Origin of the sequence: uncultured Desulfosarcina sp., assembly GCF_963664155.2 — a bacterium.
Taxonomy (GTDB): Bacteria; Desulfobacterota; Desulfobacteria; order Desulfobacterales; family Desulfosarcinaceae; genus Desulfosarcina.
On the sequence record NZ_CAXXXH010000001.1, the window covers coordinates 2,166,056 to 2,185,366 of the forward strand.

General features: G+C 55.8%; 14 protein-coding genes. 5 read left to right on the forward strand and 9 right to left on the reverse strand.

The features are described from left to right. Positions 1–3 precede the first annotated feature (3 nt). From ACHZBS_RS09940 to ACHZBS_RS09950, 3 genes are all read left to right on the forward strand, one after another. The gene (locus ACHZBS_RS09940; RefSeq protein ID WP_319406341.1) at positions 4–897 is read left to right on the forward strand and encodes a sensor domain-containing diguanylate cyclase; all 894 of its coding nucleotides are present in this window, start codon (positions 4–6) and stop codon (positions 895–897) included. A 103-nt stretch (positions 898–1,000) separates the two neighbouring features. Continuing rightward, on the forward strand, positions 1,001–1,690 hold the full coding sequence (locus ACHZBS_RS09945; protein WP_319406342.1) for an isochorismatase family cysteine hydrolase: 690 nt from the start codon (positions 1,001–1,003) through the stop codon (positions 1,688–1,690). Next, positions 1,687–2,637: a 2-hydroxyacid dehydrogenase gene (locus tag ACHZBS_RS09950; protein WP_319406343.1), complete on the forward strand. Its 951-nt coding sequence runs from the start codon at positions 1,687–1,689 to the stop codon at positions 2,635–2,637. The genes ACHZBS_RS09945 and ACHZBS_RS09950 overlap by 4 nt, the downstream gene beginning before the upstream one ends. A gap of 12 nt (positions 2,638–2,649) precedes the next feature. Here the strand turns inward: ACHZBS_RS09950 and ACHZBS_RS09955 are convergent, their stop codons facing one another. The 9 genes from ACHZBS_RS09955 to queA form a co-directional block, all read right to left on the reverse strand. Further along, positions 2,650–3,909, reverse strand: a complete 1,260-nt coding sequence (locus ACHZBS_RS09955; RefSeq protein WP_319406344.1) for a diaminopropionate ammonia-lyase — start codon at positions 3,907–3,909, stop codon at positions 2,650–2,652. 213 nt (positions 3,910–4,122) lie between these two features. Continuing rightward, the gene (locus tag ACHZBS_RS09960; protein ID WP_319406345.1) at positions 4,123–5,232 is read right to left on the reverse strand and encodes a hypothetical protein; all 1,110 of its coding nucleotides are present in this window, start codon (positions 5,230–5,232) and stop codon (positions 4,123–4,125) included. A gap of 329 nt (positions 5,233–5,561) precedes the next feature. Then, positions 5,562–7,469 (reverse strand): propionyl-CoA synthetase, encoded by a 1,908-nt coding sequence (locus ACHZBS_RS09965; RefSeq protein ID WP_319406346.1) that lies wholly within the window; start codon positions 7,467–7,469, stop codon positions 5,562–5,564. 235 nt (positions 7,470–7,704) lie between these two features. Continuing rightward, a complete protein-coding gene (locus tag ACHZBS_RS09970) occupies positions 7,705–8,310 on the reverse strand; it encodes an acetate uptake transporter (RefSeq protein ID WP_319406347.1) in 606 nt (201 codons plus the stop codon). Between the two features lie 371 nt (positions 8,311–8,681). Then, positions 8,682–10,583, reverse strand: a complete 1,902-nt coding sequence (locus ACHZBS_RS09975) for a sigma 54-interacting transcriptional regulator (RefSeq protein ID WP_319406348.1) — start codon at positions 10,581–10,583, stop codon at positions 8,682–8,684. Beyond that, a complete protein-coding gene (locus tag ACHZBS_RS09980) occupies positions 10,573–13,008 on the reverse strand; it encodes a cache domain-containing protein (RefSeq protein WP_319406349.1) in 2,436 nt (811 codons plus the stop codon). The genes ACHZBS_RS09975 and ACHZBS_RS09980 overlap by 11 nt, the downstream gene beginning before the upstream one ends. Before the next feature lie 185 nt (positions 13,009–13,193). Continuing rightward, positions 13,194–13,412, reverse strand: a complete 219-nt coding sequence (locus ACHZBS_RS09985; protein WP_319406350.1) for a NifU family protein — start codon at positions 13,410–13,412, stop codon at positions 13,194–13,196. Between the two features lie 73 nt (positions 13,413–13,485). After that, positions 13,486–14,589 carry a tRNA guanosine(34) transglycosylase Tgt gene (tgt, locus tag ACHZBS_RS09990; protein WP_319406351.1) on the reverse strand — a complete coding sequence of 368 codons (1,104 nt, stop codon included), beginning with the start codon at positions 14,587–14,589 and terminating at the stop codon, positions 13,486–13,488. Positions 14,590–14,707: 118 nt separating this feature from the next. Further along, on the reverse strand, positions 14,708–15,853 hold the full coding sequence (gene queA, locus ACHZBS_RS09995) for a tRNA preQ1(34) S-adenosylmethionine ribosyltransferase-isomerase QueA (RefSeq protein WP_319406352.1): 1,146 nt from the start codon (positions 15,851–15,853) through the stop codon (positions 14,708–14,710). Positions 15,854–16,418: 565 nt separating this feature from the next. On the opposite strand from queA, the gene ACHZBS_RS10000 reads away from it, so the two are divergent. Together ACHZBS_RS10000 and scpA are read left to right on the forward strand one after the other, a co-directional pair. After that, positions 16,419–17,018, forward strand: coding sequence for a TetR/AcrR family transcriptional regulator (locus ACHZBS_RS10000; protein WP_319406353.1), 600 nt, complete (start codon positions 16,419–16,421; stop codon positions 17,016–17,018). Positions 17,019–17,102: 84 nt separating this feature from the next. Beyond that, positions 17,103–19,238: a methylmalonyl-CoA mutase gene (scpA, locus tag ACHZBS_RS10005; RefSeq protein ID WP_319406354.1), complete on the forward strand. Its 2,136-nt coding sequence runs from the start codon at positions 17,103–17,105 to the stop codon at positions 19,236–19,238. Positions 19,239–19,311 lie beyond the last annotated feature (73 nt).

A 19,311-nucleotide genomic window follows, 5' to 3' on the forward strand; every position in this document is an offset into this window, starting at 1 on the left:
GTTATGGACATCGATTTCCGATCGCTTATCGAAAACATTTTCGACGGGCTGTATCTGGTGGATAAAGACAGAACCATCATTTACTGGAATCGCGTGGCTGAAAAAATCACGGGGTATCGTTCCCAAGAGGTGATCGGCCGCCAGTGCCGGGATAATATTCTCGTCCACGTGGATGACAAGGGAAGAAGCTTGTGCCTGGGCAGATGTCCGCTGGCATCCACTATCGCGGACGGTGTATTTCGCGATGCGGAGGTCTACCTGCGCCACAAAGACGGCCACCGTATTCCCGTATGGATCCGGGCGGCGCCCCTTCATGATACTTCCGGCAGCATCATCGGCGGTGCCGAATTGTTCACCGACCTGAGCGCCGGAAACGCCATCACAACCAAGGTCCGGGAGTTGGAAAAACTCTCTTTCCTGGACAACTTGACCCAACTGGCCAACCGCCGCTACCTTGAAATGGAACTGGACAGCCGGATTTCCGAGATACAGCGCTATGGCACAGGTTTCGGTATTGTCTTTATGGACATCGATTTTTTTAAACGGGTCAACGACACCTACGGCCATGACGTGGGCGACCGCGTGCTCAAGACCGTATCCCGCACCTTCATGAACGCCGCCCGTCCATCGGACCTGATGGGACGCTGGGGCGGGGAAGAGTTCATCGGCATCCTCAAGCGCGTCGATGACGACGGCCTGCGTTCCGCTGCCGAACGGGTCCGGTCCCTGGTGGAGAAATCTCATACCCGGGAAAACGGCCGGACCCTGACGGTCACGGTGTCCATCGGCGGCACCCTGGCCAATAAAACGGACACCACTGACAGCATCGTCAAGCGCGCCGACACCCTGCTGTACCGAAGCAAGGAAAACGGCCGGAACCGATGCACTATCGGATGAAGCATGAAAACCATCTTTATTTGCAGCTTTAAAATATCTGTGCTATCGGCTTCAGAAAATACCACCATCGATCTTGAAAAAATCTTCGTCCGGAAAAACGACCATGACCACACCCGATCAATTTACCCTTCCCAAATATGACCGGGCCGCCCTGATCACCATCGACGTTCAAAACGACACCCTTGACGGCGGAACGTTCACAGTACCCGGCACCACAACCATTCTTCCACAAATCAGTCGACTGTGTCGAACCTTTCGCGATGCCGGCCGGCCCATCGTCCATGTGATCCGCATCTACACACCCGATGCCGAGGACGCCGACCGGTGCCGTCGACATTCGCTGCTGGCGGGAAAACCGATTTTGCTGAAAGGATCGTCGGGGCGTCGACCGGCAGAGCCGCTGCTCCCCGGCAAGGATGTCCGCATCGACGACGATCTGCTGATGTCCGGGGCGATCCAGCCGATCGGCCCCCAAGAGGCCATCGTCTTCAAGCCCCGCTGGGGGGCATTCTACCACACACCGCTTGAAGCCTTCCTCCGAGAGAGAACCGTTTCCACCCTGGTTTTCTCTGGTTGCAACTATCCCAACTGCCCGAGAACATCCATTTACGAAGCCAGTGAACGGGATTTCCGAATCACGGCGGCGGTGGATGCCATTTCCGGCATGGCTCCGTCAGACATCTCCGGGCTTGAGAAGATCGGTGTCAACTGCGCCGCATCGGAGGCAATCTGCAGGCTGGTGGAAAAGGAGCACAGCGAGCCGAAAATAGGTAAAATGGAGGTGACCGCGTGAACATCCTGTTTGCCGCACCCGAGGATGCCTGGGGTGGATTTTTGGGAATCGTCCGGACGCAACTGCCAAACCATCGCTTTACGGCAACCGGCGGATTTGCCATAGACAGCCTGGCCGGGGTGGATGTGCTCATACCCACCATGTGTCCCGTCACCCGCACCCTGCTGGCAGAGGCCGACCGGTTGAAACTAATTCAACAGTGCGGCGCAGGACTGGAGGGAGTCGACATGGCCGCGGCAGAGGAGAAGAGGATTTTCGTGGCCAATGTTCCCACCGCCACATCGGGCAACGCCGAATCGGTTGCCGAACTGGGCATCTACCTGATGATCGGTCTGTTTCGGGATGCTCGCGGGATGGCACGGAGCCTCCAGGTGGGCAGGATGGGGCAGCCCCAGGGCAAGGCGCTGGGGGGAAGGACTATCGGGCTGGTGGGTCTCGGTGGCATTGGTCAAGCCTTGATTCAACGGCTGAGGGGATTTGGTGTCCGCATCATCGGGATCAGAAACCGTGACCCGCAAACGGCCAAAGCGGCCCTGGGTCTGGACTGGGTCGGCGGCCCTGAACAATTGCCTGAATTGCTGGGCCAATCGGATGTCGTCTTTCTCTGCCTGCCCGTCACCCCCGCCAGCATGGGGCTGATGAACCGTCGGACCTTTGCCTTCATGAAACCCACCGCCTATCTCATCAACCTGTCCCGCGGCGGTATTGTGGATCGGGATGCCCTGGAATGGGCCCTGTCCAGCAGCACCATCGCCGGTGCCGGACTGGACGTCTTCTGGGAAGAGCCTCCGGATCCCGGCGACCCGATCTTTGCATTAAATGTGCTGGCCACCCCGCATGTAGCCGGATCCACGGATCTTTCCATGCAGGGAATCGTGGCAGGTGTCGTCGAAAACATCCGGCGTCTTGAAGCCAGCCAAGCCCCTCTGAACTGCGCACGATGGTAAGCGCAAATGGCCTTACTTTTCAACGGTTCCGGGTACCAGGGGATATTTCCCGTACCAGAGAATCTCGCGATAATTATCCGGATCGGTGGCCCCTTCGGTGTTGAACAGCAGCACCGTCGAATCCGGCCCGATATGGAGGGATCGCCTTAAATCAAGAAAATCCGGATGGTTGGCAATCAGATCCAGCAGACCAATCCCCACCGAACCGGACTCTCCGGACTCGATGCCATCGTCCCCCGCCAGGGGATTGGCCATAATGCGAATCCCGTTGGCGGCCACATAATTATCGCAGCTGACATAGGCGTTAGCAAATGCATGCAGGATTTCCCATGCCAAGGGGCTGGGCTCCCCACAGGCAAGGCCGGCCATGATCGTATCCAGATCGCCGGTGACGGCATGGGGTCGACCGTCACCGGCAGCGGCTGAAGCAAGCATGCAGGCAGCACGGGTTGGTTCCACAACAATGAACCGTGGCGGCTTCTCCTTGAATGCATTCACCAGATGGGCAATCATGGCGCCGGCAAAAGCCCCTACACCCGCCTGAACAAAAACATGCGTGGGATGCAGCCGATCCATTGCCATCTGGCCTATCGCCTCCCTGCTCAGGGTGGTGTAGCCCTGCATGATCCAACGGGGAATGTCGACATAGCCTTCCCATGCGGTATCCTGAATGACCTGCCACCCGTTTTCCCGGGCCATGCGGCAGGCCAGACGAACGGTGTCGTCATAATTCAGGCCTGTCACCTCGACGGCAGCGCCGTAGGAACGAATATTTGCCACCCGGGATGGCACCGATCCTCTGGGCATAAAAATCCTGGCCTCCAGCCCCAATTGATCAGCCGCCCAGGCAACGCCGCATCCATGGTTGCCGTCGGTGGCCGCGGTGAGGGTCGTCTGGCCGAGTCTCCGCCGCACGGCATCGCTGGTCAGATAGTCAAAGTCGACATCCTTCAATTCGATTTTCAATTGCTGACAGAGCAATCGCGCGATGGCATAGCTTCCGCCAAGCACCTTGAAGGCGTTCAGCCCAAACCGCGTTGATTCGTCCTTGACCAGGATCTCACCTAAACCCCAACGCCTGGCCAGCGCGCCCAGGCGGACGAGACGGGTTGACCGATACCCCGGCAGCGTGCGATGAAATCGCAGCACCTGCCGAGCGGTAGCGTCGGTGAAACGGGCTGGCAGGGATCGGTGGACCGGTGCCGTCAACACATACCGGATGCCATATTCGGGAATCTCTTGAACCATGAGTGAATCCTTTAGCACACGCATTTAAAAGGGGCATCCTTTCAGACCGGTTACAACCGAACGATGACGCATTTCCGTTGACTCGCGGGAATGAGATAAATTTTATGCTTATCGGGTAAGAAGGATCGCTATGGCATATTATCCCATCGTCCAGAAAAATTGCCGACATTGCCGAGGAGTGGTATCAGGAGTGATAGGGCTGAAGGCGGTCCGCCGTGAGCGGATCGTCATGACCCCCTAATTGAGACGATATACCCGAAAAGGAAATGCACTTCTCATCGCCGTCAATTCATCCTCTCCCGCGAGAACATAGAAATCATATAGGGTTTTTCGTGCCAGAGACATTGCCTGGGATGGACGCTCACCGTTCAGCAGCGCCCTGAAAAACCGAATCATGGTCTGGGCGGAGGCATCACCCTTCTGCCGACTGAAAATGGGTGCCACATAGGTGGAGACGCCGGATTGGTCGAAGTGGTTGATAAAATTCAGGTTCAGCCCGTACCGGTTGCAGTCGAAATAGACCAGCTCCGGCTGCAGGCGCGAGAGCATCTCCGGGCGAAGCTCCAGGTGCTTCATTTTAAATCCGTTCACACCGCCGTCGGCGCTGACCAGGATGAAATCCACAGATGATATGCCTTGGATGTCTTCCCGTCGGACGCTCTGGACGTCAAAGCCGAATGCACCGGGAAAGCTGGAGGCAACAGTGGCGACACCTTTTTCAGGGTCCTCATCCGCATCCGAGATGATCAGCCCACGCCAACTGGCAGATGCCTGTGGCGTGGTTGTGTTCTTTTGGGATAGACGGTAGGCTACCGGTTTTTTAAGAAACAGGGACGTCCCGCTGACATGCAGAGCATCGAATGGATAAAAAAAACAATCTTCCGTAACCACGAATTCGATGCCGCTGGCGCTTGCCACCAGGGGCTCTATGGGATCGAAGAGCAACCCGCCGGCCTCGGCCAGCAATCGGTTCAATGTTTCGAGCTCTGCAGACGGAGCATCCGTGTCTTGTTTTTCCTTCTCCTCTTTCAAAAAAGGAATAAGCGCCCGAACCGTACGGTACTGTTTATCCATGAAGTCACCAACTTGATCCAAGGTACCGGCTGCTTCCGGTCGGCGTTCGATCAGGTCGTAGATCCGCTCCATTTTCTGAACCATGCCGGTCTGGGAATCAATGGTGAATGCAGAGGTATCGAATACCGAGACGGCCCGAACATTTAAGGAATCTTCCTGTTTGTCGATGTAAATGGCCAGATCGGCGGCCAGGGCAGGCGAAAGAAAAGCGATGGGGACGAAAATGGCAGCGGCGGCAAACGATCTGAAGAATCGACCTGGATGAAAAGCCATGAGGCCACCTCCGTCGACGATGGGCGGTAAATGCAAAGCACCTGCTGCACCAGGCCGGTCTATCTATAATCGCCACGCGTTGGAGGTCGCAAATGGCGATGGTGGTTTATGATGGGGAGTCACACCTGCGGTAAAAAACGGGCTGGCAGAACATTGAAAATGTAGCGCAGATAGGCCGTAAAGTCATCTATAAATTTTTAAGCGATGTCTTTTTGAAGGTCAAGCGTTGCCTTGTTTTTCTCAGGAATGCAGATAGCCCCAAAATAAAAAACGACACCGGAGCGATACGCAAGCACACCCCGGCGCCGTTAGAACTATATCTATTTTGATTAACCTTTTCTTGAACCGGCGTAACCGATGCCTTTGAGGGCTTCCTCCATTTCGCCCAAGATGGTCGGGTCGTCGATGGTGGCCGGCACATTGTATGCCTTGTTGTCGGCGATCTTCTGGATCGTGCCCCGCAGGATCTTGCCCGAGCGGGTCTTGGGCAGTCGCTTGACCACCGTGGCCGTCTTGAAGGCCGCCACCGGGCCGATCCGGTCGCGCACCATCTGGATCACCTCCTTGACGATCTCGCCTTCGGCCTTGGATACGCCGGCCTTGAGCACCACAAAGCCCACCGGCACCTGGCCCTTGAGGTCGTCATCCACCCCCAGCACCGCACACTCGGCCACGTCCGGATGGTCCGAAAGCACCTCTTCCATGGCCCCCGTGGATAGCCGGTGACCGGCCACGTTGATGATGTCGTCGGTCCGGCTCATGATGTAGGCGTAGCCGTCCGCATCGATGAAGCCCGCATCGGCCGTCTTGTAGTAGCCGGGAAACTCTTCCAGGTAGGACTCCACGTAGCGGTCGTCGTTCTGCCACAATGTCGGCAGCGCGCCCGGGGGCAGCGGCAGCTTCACCACCAGGGCACCGATCTGGCCCGGCGCCACCTGCTGGTTGCCATCATCTACCACCTGCAGGTTCCAACCCGGCGCCGGCTTGGTGGGCGATCCCTCCTTGACCGGGAACGCGTGCAGGCCCATGCAGTTGGCGGCGATGGCCCAGCCCGTCTCCGTCTGCCACCAGTGGTCCACCACCGGCACCTTCAGGGCGTCCTCGGCCCAGTGCAGGGTATTGGGGTCCGTGCGCTCACCGGCCAGAAATAAAATCTTGAAGTTGGACAGGTCGTACTTCTTCATCAGCTCGGCCTTGGGATCCTCACGCTTGATCGCCCGAAATGCCGTGGGGGCGGTGAACATGGCCTTGACCTTGTGCTCGGATATCACCCGCCAGAACACACCGGCGTCCGGCGTGCCCACCGGCTTGCCCTCGAACAGGATCGTGGTGGCACCTTTGAACAGCGGGGCGTAGACGATGTAGCTGTGGCCCACCACCCAGCCCACGTCCGAAGCCGCCCAGAATACGTCACCGGCATCGATGTCATAAATGGCCTTCATGGTCCACTTGAGCGCCGCCACATGGCCGCCGTTGTCCCGCACCACGCCCTTGGGCTGGCCCGTGGTGCCCGACGTGTACAGAATGTACAGCGGGTCCGTCGCCGCCACCGGCACGCAGTCGGCCGGCTTTGCCGAACCCATCGCCTCCACCCAGTCCACATCCCGGCCCGCGATCATCGCCGCTTTCTCCATGGGCCGCTGAAAGATGATACACTTTTTCGGCTTGCTCGCGCTCATGTCGATGGCCTTGTCCAGCAGCGGCTTGTACGCAATCACCTTTTTCACTTCAATCCCGCACGACGCCGTCACGATCACCTTGGGCTTGGCATCGTTGATCCGCGTGGCCAGTTCCTTGGCCGCAAAACCCCCGAATACCACCGAGTGCACCGCACCGATGCGCGCACACGCCAGCATCGCCATGGCCGCTTCCGCGATCATGGGCATATAGATCAATACCCGGTCTCCCTTTTCGACACCCTGCGCCTTGAGCACACCGGCAAAACCGGCCACTTCGTCCCGAAGCTGACGGTAGGTGTATTTCCGGATTGTGTCGGTGACCGGACTGTCGTAGATCAGCGCCAGCTGGTCCCCCCGGCCCTGCTCGATGTGATAGTCCAGCGCATTGTAGCAGGTGTTGATCTGCCCGCCGGTGAACCAGCGGTAAAAGGGCTTGTTGCTGTCATCCAGCACCTTGTCCCAGCGCTTGTACCAGTGGCAGTCTTCCGCCGCCTTCGCCCAAAAACGTTCCGGATCGCTGATGGATTCTGAGAATGCGCTATCGTATAGGTTGGTCATGAATATATCCTTTCGAGTCTTGGCGCTGATTGCGTCGATAATGGGGTTCGATGTATCTGTTTGTCGCAGCAGGACGGTATCGGGCACCACGGTCTTGCCCGGAGGGGGCCGTCCGCTCCGGGCAAGGGGTGGTGGATCCCTGTGGGTTAAATTCAGGGATTACCGTTCGATTCAATGACGACCGGCATGGGCTGTGTGAGGGGTAGGATACCCGGTTCCACCGCCGGTAACACGATTAGGCCGTTTCTTTAGCCAGGGTTCCCACGGGTTCGGGTGATGAATCGATCCACGGCTTTCCAACGGGAAGAATCGGTCTCCCGAACACCTGGGCATAAATGGCGGCGGCCATCATATACCAGGCGTTCAGCGCGCACAGAATCAAAACGATGGCGGTGGGTTTGGTCAACCCGGGAAAACCGAAATGAGCCAGATCGAGACCGATAAAACCGATCAACAACAAGGTGAACGTAGATGCCATGGCACCGTGAACCCGCATGGCAGCGACCCACATGATCGCGGTGTATAGGGTCCAGACCACCAGGAAAAAGCCGACGTCGGTGTGGCTGAGGGTGTAAACCTTGAAATGGTTCAGCATCCAAACAATCCCCAGGGCGATCCAGAACGAGCCGTAGGAAACAAAGGCACTGTAACCGAAATTGTTGCCGCACTTGAACTCTTGAAATCCGGCAATCAGCTGGGCCACCCCGCCGAAAGCAAGAGCAAGCGCCAGAACCGGCCCGATACCGCACCATCCAAGGTTATGGAACTGGAGAATCAACGTCGTTAAACCAAAACCGGCCAGACCGACGACTGCTGGATTTCCTTGACCTTCTGCTGCCATTGAGACCTCCTGTGGAAATAAAATGGGGAATAGTGATATAAAGCGCATTTGCCCGATACCCGATTCAGCGTTGTAGAGCCTGATGGCATCCTGGAATCATTGAAGGATCGACGGATAGAGGACAGTGCCGGGTCAACTCTCCACGCTGAAATTCGAATCAAGTAAAAAGCAAGGGCAGTGCCATAGCTGGAAAAAACATTTAATTATTTAATAAACAATCGGTTGCGTCCTATGAAAATCGGTTTTTTAATGAATCCGATTCTTTGAATAAATGGGGCTTATTTGTCCCATTACAATATAATTGTGGCTTTATTTGTTTGTTTTTAAAGATAAATTAAGATTTGGGAATTTTATGTCCCAACTAGGGAAGATTAAAGCCCATAGGCTTTCATTTTGCGGAAAAGCGTTCGCCGATCAATGCCCAGCAACTCGGCAACGCGGGAGCGATGCCATTGGTTTTCCTTGAGCTGGTGTTCGATGAATGCCTTTTCGAAGGCACTGACGGCATCGCTCAAAGCCTCACTGGGCCCATCGGGTTGAAAGCGCGGTCTGCCCGGTGGGATGTCAGGTGTGTCACTCGGCTGGGGAAGGTCCAAAAAATCGATCTCTCCTAAGGTGATATACCGATGAACACTGTTTTGCAGTTCGCGGACATTCCCCGGCCAATCATAGCGCTGCATGGCTGCAATGATTCGCTGGGGCACCACGGGAAGCTTGTCACCATGGTGAAAGTCGCTGACAAAATGGTTTACCAGCAGCGGTATATCCTCTTTTCTGGATTTCAGGCAAGGCAGATAAATAGGCAGAATATGGATCCGATAGTAAAAATCTTTTCGAAAGCGGCCCGATTCCAGACTGCTTCGCAGATTGCGATTGGTGGCTGCCACGATGCGGATGTCGGCCTGTTGCACCACGCTGCTGCCGATGGGGGTGAATCCCCCGCCCTCGATAGCCCGCAGCAACTTGACCTGCATGGTCAGGTTCAGCTCACCCACTTCGTCCATGAACAGGGTTCCGCCGTCGGCCGCATCCAGGTAGCCGGGCTTGTCCTGATCCGCTCCGGTAAAGGCCCCTTTGCGATAGCCGAAGAATTCGCTTTCGATAAGGTTGTCCGGAATGGCACCGCAATGAACCGTAACAAATTTTTTGCTGCCGCGGTCGGACAGGTCGTGGATGGTCTTGGCCACCAGTTCCTTGCCGGTGCCGGATTCGCCGTAGATGATCACGTGGGCGTTGGATTCCGCAGCCTTGAGGATGTTCTCGTAAACCTCCTGCATGGGGCGGCTCTTGCCGATGATATGGCCGAACCGGCTCGCCGTCCGCATGGAAGATTTCAGGCGCCGGTTTTTTTCCGAAAGCTGAGCCTCCCGCTGGCGCAGCCAGTCTTCAGTGGCTTTGCGTTCAGAAATATCCAGCACCACGGCTTGTAGGTTTCGTACCTGTCCCTCACTGCCGAACATCGGCGATTGAACAGCATCATACCAGCGACCGTCTTTTTCGTTGTAAAATTCAGTGTGTGCGGTCTGGCCCCCAAACACGTCTGAGTATCGACACCATGGGCACGGCTGGTCCAAGCCATACAGGACATGATGGCAGACCTTGCCGGCCACATCCCCGCCCACGTGATCGGCCAGTTTGCGATTGACGAAATCCAGACAGAACTCCGAATCACAGGTATATATGAACCCTTCAAAAATGGAGACGACTTCAGCCAGACGGGCTTCGCTCTGCTTTAGAGCGGAAGCGGTCTTTTCCCGGATGGCCATTTCCTTTTCCAATTCTGCGTTGGCCGCCAGCAGTTGTTCGGTTCGCCAACGGAGGTCCTGGGTCCGTGCGCGGATTTCGTCCTCCAGGTGGGCCTGATAACGCCGGTTCTCCTCTATAAGGCGGGTGCGCTCCAAGGCACGGTTTACCGCATGCTCCAGCACCGCCATGTCGACGATGGGTTTGGTGACAAAATCGAAGGCCCCCAGGCGCAGGGCCGCCACGGCATCCTGGAGCACACCGGCTCCGGTAACCACGATTACGGGGACCTGGTCAAGTTCCTCGGCAATCGACGCCAGTACCTCAAGCCCGTCCATGCGCGGCATGCGAAGATCCAGCAACACCACATTCGGATCGACCTGCCGAAAGCGTTCAAGCCCTTCTTTGCCATCTTTAGCCTGGTGGACAACAAATCCGCTGTCTTCCAGATAGGTGGAAATGCTGTCCCGCACAATATCTTCATCATCGATAACGAGAACACAGTTTTGCAGTGCGATTTCAGCTGACATGAATGAACTCCGTCGGGTCGGTCGCGGTGCTGTCGCCGGATGGGTGTGGGTATCCCATCGAAGAATCGGATAACGGCAACCGGATGATAAAAGTCGCCCCCTTGCCCGGGGATGCATCCGCGGACATGGAACCGTTGTGGTTGTTGGTGATGATAAAATAAGAAACCGACAGTCCTAACCCCGTTCCCACCCCGACTTCCTTGGTGGTGAAAAACGGTTCGAAGATCCGTTTGAGCCGCTGTGCATCCATGCCCGGCCCGTTGTCCGCAATTTCAATAACCGCTGAATCGCTTTCCCTGCGTAGGCTCAAAGTAATACAGGGTGGCTGCCGCTGCCGCCCGTTTTCGCCCATGGCCTGGGCTGCATTACGCAGCAGGTTGAGGATCACCTGCTCGATTTCGGTGGCCGCACAGGGAACCGGCACCATGTCCGGTTCATATTGCCGGACAACCCGGATGTGGCGAAAATCAAATTTCTTTTTCAAATCATAGTCGTGGGCCGCCAGTTCAACGGCCTTATCCAACAATTCTGACAAATTAACCGGTGTTTTCCTCGATTCGCTGCGCCGGCTGAAGCTGAGCATATTTTCGACGATGTGCGATGCCCGCTCTCCGGAGACCCGGATATTTTCCAAAAACCGGAAGATCTCTCTTTTTTCCAGATAACAGCGAATGGTTTCCAATCGGGTGCCGCACGCCACTGCATCGGCTTCGTTGGCGGGCAATCCGGTAGACATTCGCCGAATGACGTTTTGAAGGCTCTGCAGCATCCCTCCCAGCGGATTGTTGATCTCATGGGCCATGCCGGCAGCCAAGCCCCCGACGCTCATCATCTTCTCGGTCTGAACCATCATGTTTTCCATTTTCCGGGCTTCCGTGATATCGGTGCCGATGCACAGGTATTCCTTTATCTCGCCGGAACGGTCATGGGTGGTCCGGCTGGTCCAGGCAATCCATACCCGGTTGCCGTTGCGCAGCATATTCGCATACGATTGACCCCCTCGCTGGCTGGATTGCCGGACCATCATCTGGATGCCGTCGGGCGTCTCCTCGGGAATGATGGTACCCACGACCGGCTTTCCCAAAATTTCCAACTCAGTGTACCCAAAAAACCGCTGTGCAAATTCATTGAAAAAAGTGATGGTACCCTGCGGTGTCATCCGCAGGATAATGCTGTTGGCATTTTCCACCAGTTCCCTGTATTTGGCTTCGCTTTTTCGAATGGCGGCCTCCGCCTTTTTACGGTCGCTGATTTCCGTCTTCAGACTTTCACTATAGACCTCCAACCGCTCCATAAAGGCGTTGAAATAGTTGGCCAGCGCTCCCACTTCGTCACGACTTTGCCGCTGCATACGCACCGAGATGTCCCCCCTGGCGCCCGACGCAAATCGATTCATCAATTCTTGAAGCGGGTTGGTAATGGATGCGCTGATCCGCAGGGTAATGGGCAGAACCAGAATGAACGAGATCACCACGGTGGCCAGGATCAGGTGGCCGATGGTCTTGAGCGGTGCATAAAACTCCTCCAGGTAGCTGGAAGAGGCGACAATCCACTCATATTCAGGAATGTAGTTGAATATGACCAGTTTTTCACGGGCATCCAATTCATCGGGCGGCGCCCATGAATAGATAATTTTTCCACTTTTACGCTCGCAGATTTCCCGAATGAATTGACGTCCCTTGACATCGGTGGCTTCGAAATAATTACCCTCGAGTGAGGGGTGCACAATCAGATTTCCTTCGAGGTCCAAAACATAGGAGTATCCCGTCTGGCCGAATACGATCGACAGGATGCTGTTTCGGAAATCCCCCACGTTGACCAGTTCTCTGAATTCATTCCGATAAGAAGAGACCGAAATGATCCAGTCCCAGGGTTCGAAATAGGTCATGTACAAGGCTTTGGGTCGTGGATGGGTCTCCCCCGGGTTCTTCCAGTTGTATTCCAGATAACCGACCTTCCTTATCTTCTGATCAGCGATAAAGGAATAGTCGGACAGGTCCACATGAACCAGGGCGTTTTCCGGATGAATCAAGATGACGCCATGGCTGTCGATGCAGTAGATATATCCGGTTTTTCCGATCGTCTGGCTCAGCATGACGTCCCGGGTTCGGCTTTTGGCCTCTTCCATGCTGAAGTAACCGGCCTGGGCCTGCTGGTAAAAATGCTGGGCAATTTCCCTGTTCTTTTCGGCAACGGCACGCAGGTGGTTTTTTATGGAAACGCCGGCAGAAGTCCGTACCATGTTCAATATGGTTTGGGTGGTAGTGGTCAGCTCGCTTTCAATATTGGTTTCGATGGCTTCCTTAACAAAAAAATATATAATTCCACTGCCAATCGAAAACGAGAGAACAAATACCGCGGAATAGCTGATAAGCATTTTGTAGCGGATTCGAAGATCCGCAAATCGACGAGACAGGGATAACATCCGCCTCTCCTGTGGATCAGCATGGGTCGGCAATAACAAGCGCGTAGACTAAAAAATGGCGGGCCCTTGTGTCAACAAGGAAAAAGAAGGGCATACGGATGGCGGCAGTGTCGCCCGCCGCCACGGCAATCACACACCGGACATGTTCACCCGGCTGTTGGGCATCTTCCTGAAAGCAGGAAAAATCAGACCGATTCAACCGATTTGAGTTCGGGGATCTGCTGCTTCAGTACCCGCTCGATACCGTTTTTGAGCGTCATCTGGGACATGGGGCAGCCGGCACAGGCACCCTGCAGCCGAACCTTGACGATGCCGTTGTCAACGCTGATCAGTTCCACATCACCGCCGTCCGCCTGGAGCATGGGCCGTATCTTATCGATGGCCGCTTTCACTTTTTCTTTCATATCAGAGCCCTTTCCCGAAATTGATAAACCCAATTTCTGAATAGAATTGGATATCGGACTTGTTACAAAACCGTCAATGTTTACTATAGAACGCCTTTTTAAACTGGTCAAACGTTCCGGCCAGGATCGCCCTGCGCATGGCCTTTACCAGATTCACGTAATAGTGAAGGTTATGGATGGTGTTTAGCCGGTATGCCAGGATTTCACGCGCCGTATAAAGGTGACGAAGGTAGGCCAGGCTGTAATGGCGGCAGGTATAGCAGTCGCAGGACGGATCCACCGGCCCCTCATCTTCACGAAAGCGGGCGTTGCAGATGTTGAGAGTACCCCGCTCGGTGAACAGCTGCCCGTTTCGGGCGTTACGCGTGGGCATGACGCAGTCGAACATGTCGGCCCCCCGGTCCACCAGTTCCACCAGATCCTCGGGGGTGCCCACCCCCATAATATACCGGGGCCGATCATCGGGCAGCAATGGCAGGGTATGGGCCGCCATTTCCATCATCAATTCCTTGGGCTCACCCACGCTCAGGCCACCGATGGCGTATCCGGGGAAGTCGATCGCTGCGATCGCTTCGGCCGAACGCGCTCGCAGATCCGCAAACATGCCGCCCTGGACGATGCCGAACAGGCTGTTTTGCTGGTCGGTTCGTTCCTGCCAAAAGGTTTTGCATCGCTGGGCCCAACGGGTAGTCAACGCCAGCGTTGCGGCGGCCTGCTCATACGTAGCCGGATGTTCGAGGCACTGATCCAGGCACATGATGATATCTGAATTCAAGCAGATCTGAACCTCGATGGATTTCTCCGGCGAAAGCATGTGCCGGGAACCGTCAATGTGGGACTGGAAAGCGTAGCCCGCCTCGGTGAGCTTGCGCAGCCTGGAAAGAGAAAACACCTGGAAGCCTCCGCTGTCGGTAAGGATGGGCCGATCCCAGTTCATGAATCGGTGCAGACCGGCGAATCTCCCGATGATATCGCATCCGGGCCGAAGGTAGAGATGGTAGGTGTTGCCCAAAATAATCTGGGCACCGGCCGCCTTGAGCTCTTCCGGGCTCATGGCCTTGACCGTGGCCTGGGTTCCCACGGGCATGAACACCGGGGTTTCCACTCGGCCGTGGAGTGTATCAAAGACACCGGCGCGAGCCGCGCCGGACTGCGCAATCAATTTGAAATCAAGCATGACAGGTTCGGTTCATTGGTTGCATCTGAAAGGTTGGTAAAATTGGTTCGCTTCATGGAAACTACCCTTGATTCAAAGCGGTTCACTCGAAACCTCGAATCCTTGCCCCCTTGAACCCTCAATCGATGAACATCGCGTCCCCATAACTGAAAAACCGGTATTTTTCATCCACGGCCTTATCGTAAGTGTGCAAAATAGTTTCCCTGCCGGCAAAGGCCGACACCAGCATAAGCAGGGTGGATCGTGGCAGGTGAAAGTTGGTGATCATGGCGTCCACGGTCTTGAACGGGTAGCCGGGATAGATGAACAGATCGCACCGGCCGCTTCCCGGGTGGAGGATCCCGTCCGATCCGGTGGCATACTCCAAGGTGCGCACGCTGGTGGTGCCCACGGCCACCACCCGGCGACCTCCGGTTTTGGCCCGGCTGACGATTCGGGCCGTTTCTTCTGGAATGGAAAACCACTCTTCATGCATGCGGTGGTCCCGGATATCATCCACTCGCACCGGTAGAAAGGTGCCGTATCCCACGTGGAGGGTGACGGCCGTCACCGCGACGCCCTTTTCCCGGATGCGCGACAAAACTTGATCGGTAAAATGCAAACCGGCGGTAGGGGCGGCAATGGCGCCCTGCTCGCGGGCATACACGGTCTGATAGCGCATCCGGTCCGCTTCATCCGGCTGCGTTTCGTCCCTTTTAATATAGGGAGGGAGGGGCATTCTGCCGATTCGGCTGAGCAGGCCGTCAAAAGGTTCCGGTGCTGAAAATGCCACCGTATATACGCCGTTGGAAAAATCCTGGACCTCGGCAACCAGTCCCTCGTCGAAAATGATCCGCGTCCCGGCAGCGGCCTGTTTGGAAGCCTTGATCAGACAGCGATACAACCGGTTAAAGTCATCACTGCCACGACCATCGGTTTCACCGTAATCGAGGATCAGCAGTTCAGCTTTTCCGCCGGTTGCCTTGCGGCCATGCAGGCGTCCCGGGATGACACGGGTGTTGTTCACCACCAGCACGTCCGAGGGGCGGAGCAGGTTGACGATATCATGAAAATGCCAATGCGAAACAACGCCACTATTGCGGTTCAGGTGCAAAAGCCGTGATCCGTCCCGATCGGTTGCCGGGGTTTGGGCGACAAGCGCCTCCGGCAGATGGTAATCGTAATCGTCGAGTGTGTACATCAATGTTGGCCGGTTCTCGCGGCCATTTCCTTTCCAGGAATGCAGGAGGATAGTGCTGACGTCCAACCCTCTCAACCGATGCATTCGAAAATTTCAGTGCCGGGACTATATGCACCTTCCGGTTCGGGATCAAGCCCAAGTGCTCCTGTTCGTAAATACGGTGACGCGCCGAGATTGCCGAGGCGGCCGGATCGCAAGGCGGGAGAAGCGCCAATAGCAGTGCTATTGGCGCGCCGAACAGCGCGGCGAATCGGGTTGCCTCGGCGATCAAATGCCATCAGATTTAGGAACAGGGCTACTGAGGGTGGGCGGTCGGTTATCGCAGACATGACACGATGACCGGTTTAAATAAAAATTATCCGCATCAACTGATTGCAATTCATAAAATTTTTCTTGACAGAGGATTGGCGTGCATTCTAACGTGCTGAACCATAACAATGTTACACTTACAAGTTAAATCGACCCCATCAAAACATTTATTTTTAATAGATTCAAATAAATACAAATTTTTTAAAGAGAAACATCATTATTATTCAAAGCATTTCAATAGAAATTGAACAAACTGAAAATAAATTTTATATAGTAAATACAGGTTGTTTAGATATAACCTGCCATTGAGCTGACCAATCCAACCGGACAAAACATAACAATGTTCACACCCCTTAAACCTGAAGTGTACCAACGGCTGGAACAGGCTGTTCTGGACATTTTTTCCCATTCCGATTTTCACAAGGCCAACATCCGCGACGTAGCCAACCGGGCGGGTGTAAGTTTTTCCACCATTTATAAACACTACGGATCGAAAGAGCGGCTGGTCTTTGCCTTTGTGGACGTCTGGCTGGGCAAACTGACCGAACGAATCTACGACCACCTCCAGGGCATTGAAGACCTGAAGGAAAAGATGCGCAAAGTTCTCTGGCTTCAGTTGGATTACTACGAGCGCAATCCGGGGCTGGCCAGAATCATCTTCATGACCTTGCCCATGAAAACCTGGATGGCCGACGAAACATTCAAGCAGAAAAAGATGATCAACCTCTACCTGGAAGTCCTGCGCAACGGCCAGAAAGAGGGCCAACTGAATCCCCATGTACGGGCCGGGGTATTGTTGGATTTCATGCTGGGGACCGTGCAGCGGGCATTTACCATGTGGATCTCCAGAGGGCAGCAGGGCCGATTGACCGATCAGGCCAGCATGCTTTTTGAAATGGTCTGGCGAGCTATTTCCAATCCAGGCAACAATTTGAACTGATTTCGTTGTTGATAAAATGGCATTTTCCGGCAGGCCGGCAATACCATTTGAATCGATCAACCGTTTTTAACAAAGGAGCATACCATGTCAGAACATCCCGAATTGCAGAAATGGAAGGATTTGGCCAACAAGCAGCTCAGGGGAAAATCCCTGGAAGACCTTCAATGGGAAACCCCGGAGGGGATACGGGTTAAGCCGTTGTACACGGCCCAGGACCTGGAAGGCATGCCCCACATCAACACCCTGCCCGGTTTCGCCCCCTATGTCCGCGGCCCCATGGCCACCATGTATGCCGGGCGCCCCTGGACCATTCGTCAGTATGCCGGCTTTTCAACGGCCAAGGACTCCAACGCCTTTTACCGCCGCAACCTTGCCGCGGGGCAGAAGGGCCTCTCGGTGGCCTTTGACCTGGCCACTCACCGCGGCTATGATTCGGATCACCCCCGGGTAATGGGCGATGTGGGCAAGGCCGGTGTGGCCATCGACTCGGTGGAAGACATGAAAGTGCTCTTCGACCAGATCCCCCTGGATAAAATGAGCGTTTCCATGACCATGAACGGTGCGGTGCTGCCCATCATGGCCGGTTACATCGTTGCCGCCGAAGAGCAGGGGGTCAAACAGGAGCAGCTTTCCGGCACCATTCAAAACGACATCCTGAAAGAGTACCTGACCCGAAACACTTACATCTATCCGCCTACGCCCTCCATGCGCATCGTTTCGGACATCATCGCCTACTGCTCCGAAAACATGCCCAAATTCAACACGGTCAGCATCAGCGGCTACCACATGATGGAAGCCGGCGCCAACAGCGTGCTCCAAACGGCCTTCACCCTGGCAGACGGGTTGGAGTATGTCCGCGCCGCCATCGCTGCCGGACTGGACATCGACGCGTTTGCCCCCCGACTCAGCTTCTTCTTCGGCGTGGGCATGAACTTTTTCATGGAGATCGCCATGCTGCGGGCGGCCCGCTACCTGTGGCACGACATGCTCAAGCCCTTCAACCCGAAGAATCCCAAATCCTCCATGCTGAGGACCCATGTTCAGACCTCGGGCTGGAGCCTCACCCAGCAGGACCCCTACAACAATATCATCCGCACCACCCTGGAAGCGCTGGCTGCAGTGTTGGGCGGCACTCAGAGCCTGCACACCAACTCCTTCGACGAAGCCGTGGGATTGCCTACGGATTTTTCAGCCCGCATCGCCCGCAACACCCAGATCATCATCCAGGAAGAATCCCAAGTGTGCCATACCGTCGACCCGCTGGGCGGCTCCTACTATATCGAATCGCTCACCGACGGAATCATCAGAGAAGCCCGCAAAATCATCGATGAGGTGGAGGAACTGGGCGGCATGGCCAAGGCCATCGAAACCGGCATGCCCAAACTGCGCGTCGAGGAGTCCGCGGCCCGCAAACAGGCCCGGATCGATCAGGGACTGGATGTCATTGTGGGGGTCAACAAGTACAAGCTCGACGAAGATACTCCCATGGACGTTCTGGAAGTTTCGGAACAGGTGCGCGAAGACCAGATCCGCATGATCAATAAACTCAAGGCCGAACGTGACGACGCGGTCGTACACAGCGCCCTCAACGGCATCACCCGGGCCGCCGAAAAAGGCGGCAATCTGCTGGCGGCCAGCATCGACGCCATCCGCGCCCGGGCCACCGTGGGCGAAGTGTCCGATGCCATGGAAAAGGTCTTTGGCCGGTTCGTGGCCACCACCCAGTGCATCTCCGGGGTTTACGCCTCCGAATATTCGGACAGCGCGGTCATTGATGCCATTCGCAAGCGCACCACGGACTTTATGGAAAAGGAGGGCAGACGGCCCCGCATTCTGCTCACCAAGATGGGTCAGGACGGCCACGACCGCGGCGTCAAGGTGGTGGCAACGGCCTTTGCCGATCTGGGCTTTGACGTGGACATCAGTCCCATGTTCCAGACGCCGGAGGAAGCGGCAAAAATGGCCGTGGAAAACGACGTTCACCTGGTGGGCGCCTCCAGTCTGGCGGCCGGCCATAAGGCGTTGGTACCGCAGTTGATCAGCGCCCTCAAGGAAGCCGGCGGCGAAGATATTCTGGTCATTGTCGGCGGCGTGATTCCGCCGGGCGACTACGACTTTCTTTACCGGGCCGGTGCCGTAGGCGTCTTCGGCCCCGGAACGGCCATTACCGAATCGGCCAACAAGGTGCTCAACGCCCTGGACAACCGAAAGTCAAAATAATTGTTAACCCAGATCCCCGCTTTTCCCGCCGACCTCGGAAAACATTATCCAGGCAGGAGGAGCGTGGACTTAC

Excerpts from the sequence above, each read along its gene's own strand:
- ACHZBS_RS09940 (WP_319406341.1), top strand. The coding sequence starts at position 4 with ATGGACATCGATTTCCGATCGCTTATCGAAAACATTTTCGACGGGCTG.
- ACHZBS_RS09945 (WP_319406342.1), top strand. The coding sequence starts at position 1,001 with ATGACCACACCCGATCAATTTACCCTTCCCAAATATGACCGGGCCGCC.
- ACHZBS_RS09955 (WP_319406344.1), bottom strand. The coding sequence starts at position 3,909 with ATGCGTGTGCTAAAGGATTCACTCATGGTTCAAGAGATTCCCGAATAT.
- ACHZBS_RS09960 (WP_319406345.1), bottom strand. The coding sequence starts at position 5,232 with ATGGCTTTTCATCCAGGTCGATTCTTCAGATCGTTTGCCGCCGCTGCC.
- ACHZBS_RS09965 (WP_319406346.1), bottom strand. The coding sequence starts at position 7,469 with ATGACCAACCTATACGATAGCGCATTCTCAGAATCCATCAGCGATCCG.
- ACHZBS_RS09970 (WP_319406347.1), bottom strand. The coding sequence starts at position 8,310 with ATGGCAGCAGAAGGTCAAGGAAATCCAGCAGTCGTCGGTCTGGCCGGT.
- ACHZBS_RS09975 (WP_319406348.1), bottom strand. The coding sequence starts at position 10,583 with ATGTCAGCTGAAATCGCACTGCAAAACTGTGTTCTCGTTATCGATGAT.
- ACHZBS_RS09980 (WP_319406349.1), bottom strand. The coding sequence starts at position 13,008 with ATGTTATCCCTGTCTCGTCGATTTGCGGATCTTCGAATCCGCTACAAA.
- ACHZBS_RS09985 (WP_319406350.1), bottom strand. The coding sequence starts at position 13,412 with ATGAAAGAAAAAGTGAAAGCGGCCATCGATAAGATACGGCCCATGCTC.
- tgt (WP_319406351.1), bottom strand. The coding sequence starts at position 14,589 with ATGCTTGATTTCAAATTGATTGCGCAGTCCGGCGCGGCTCGCGCCGGT.
- queA (WP_319406352.1), bottom strand. The coding sequence starts at position 15,853 with ATGCATCGGTTGAGAGGGTTGGACGTCAGCACTATCCTCCTGCATTCC.
- ACHZBS_RS10000 (WP_319406353.1), top strand. The coding sequence starts at position 16,419 with ATGTTCACACCCCTTAAACCTGAAGTGTACCAACGGCTGGAACAGGCT.
- scpA (WP_319406354.1), top strand. The coding sequence starts at position 17,103 with ATGTCAGAACATCCCGAATTGCAGAAATGGAAGGATTTGGCCAACAAG.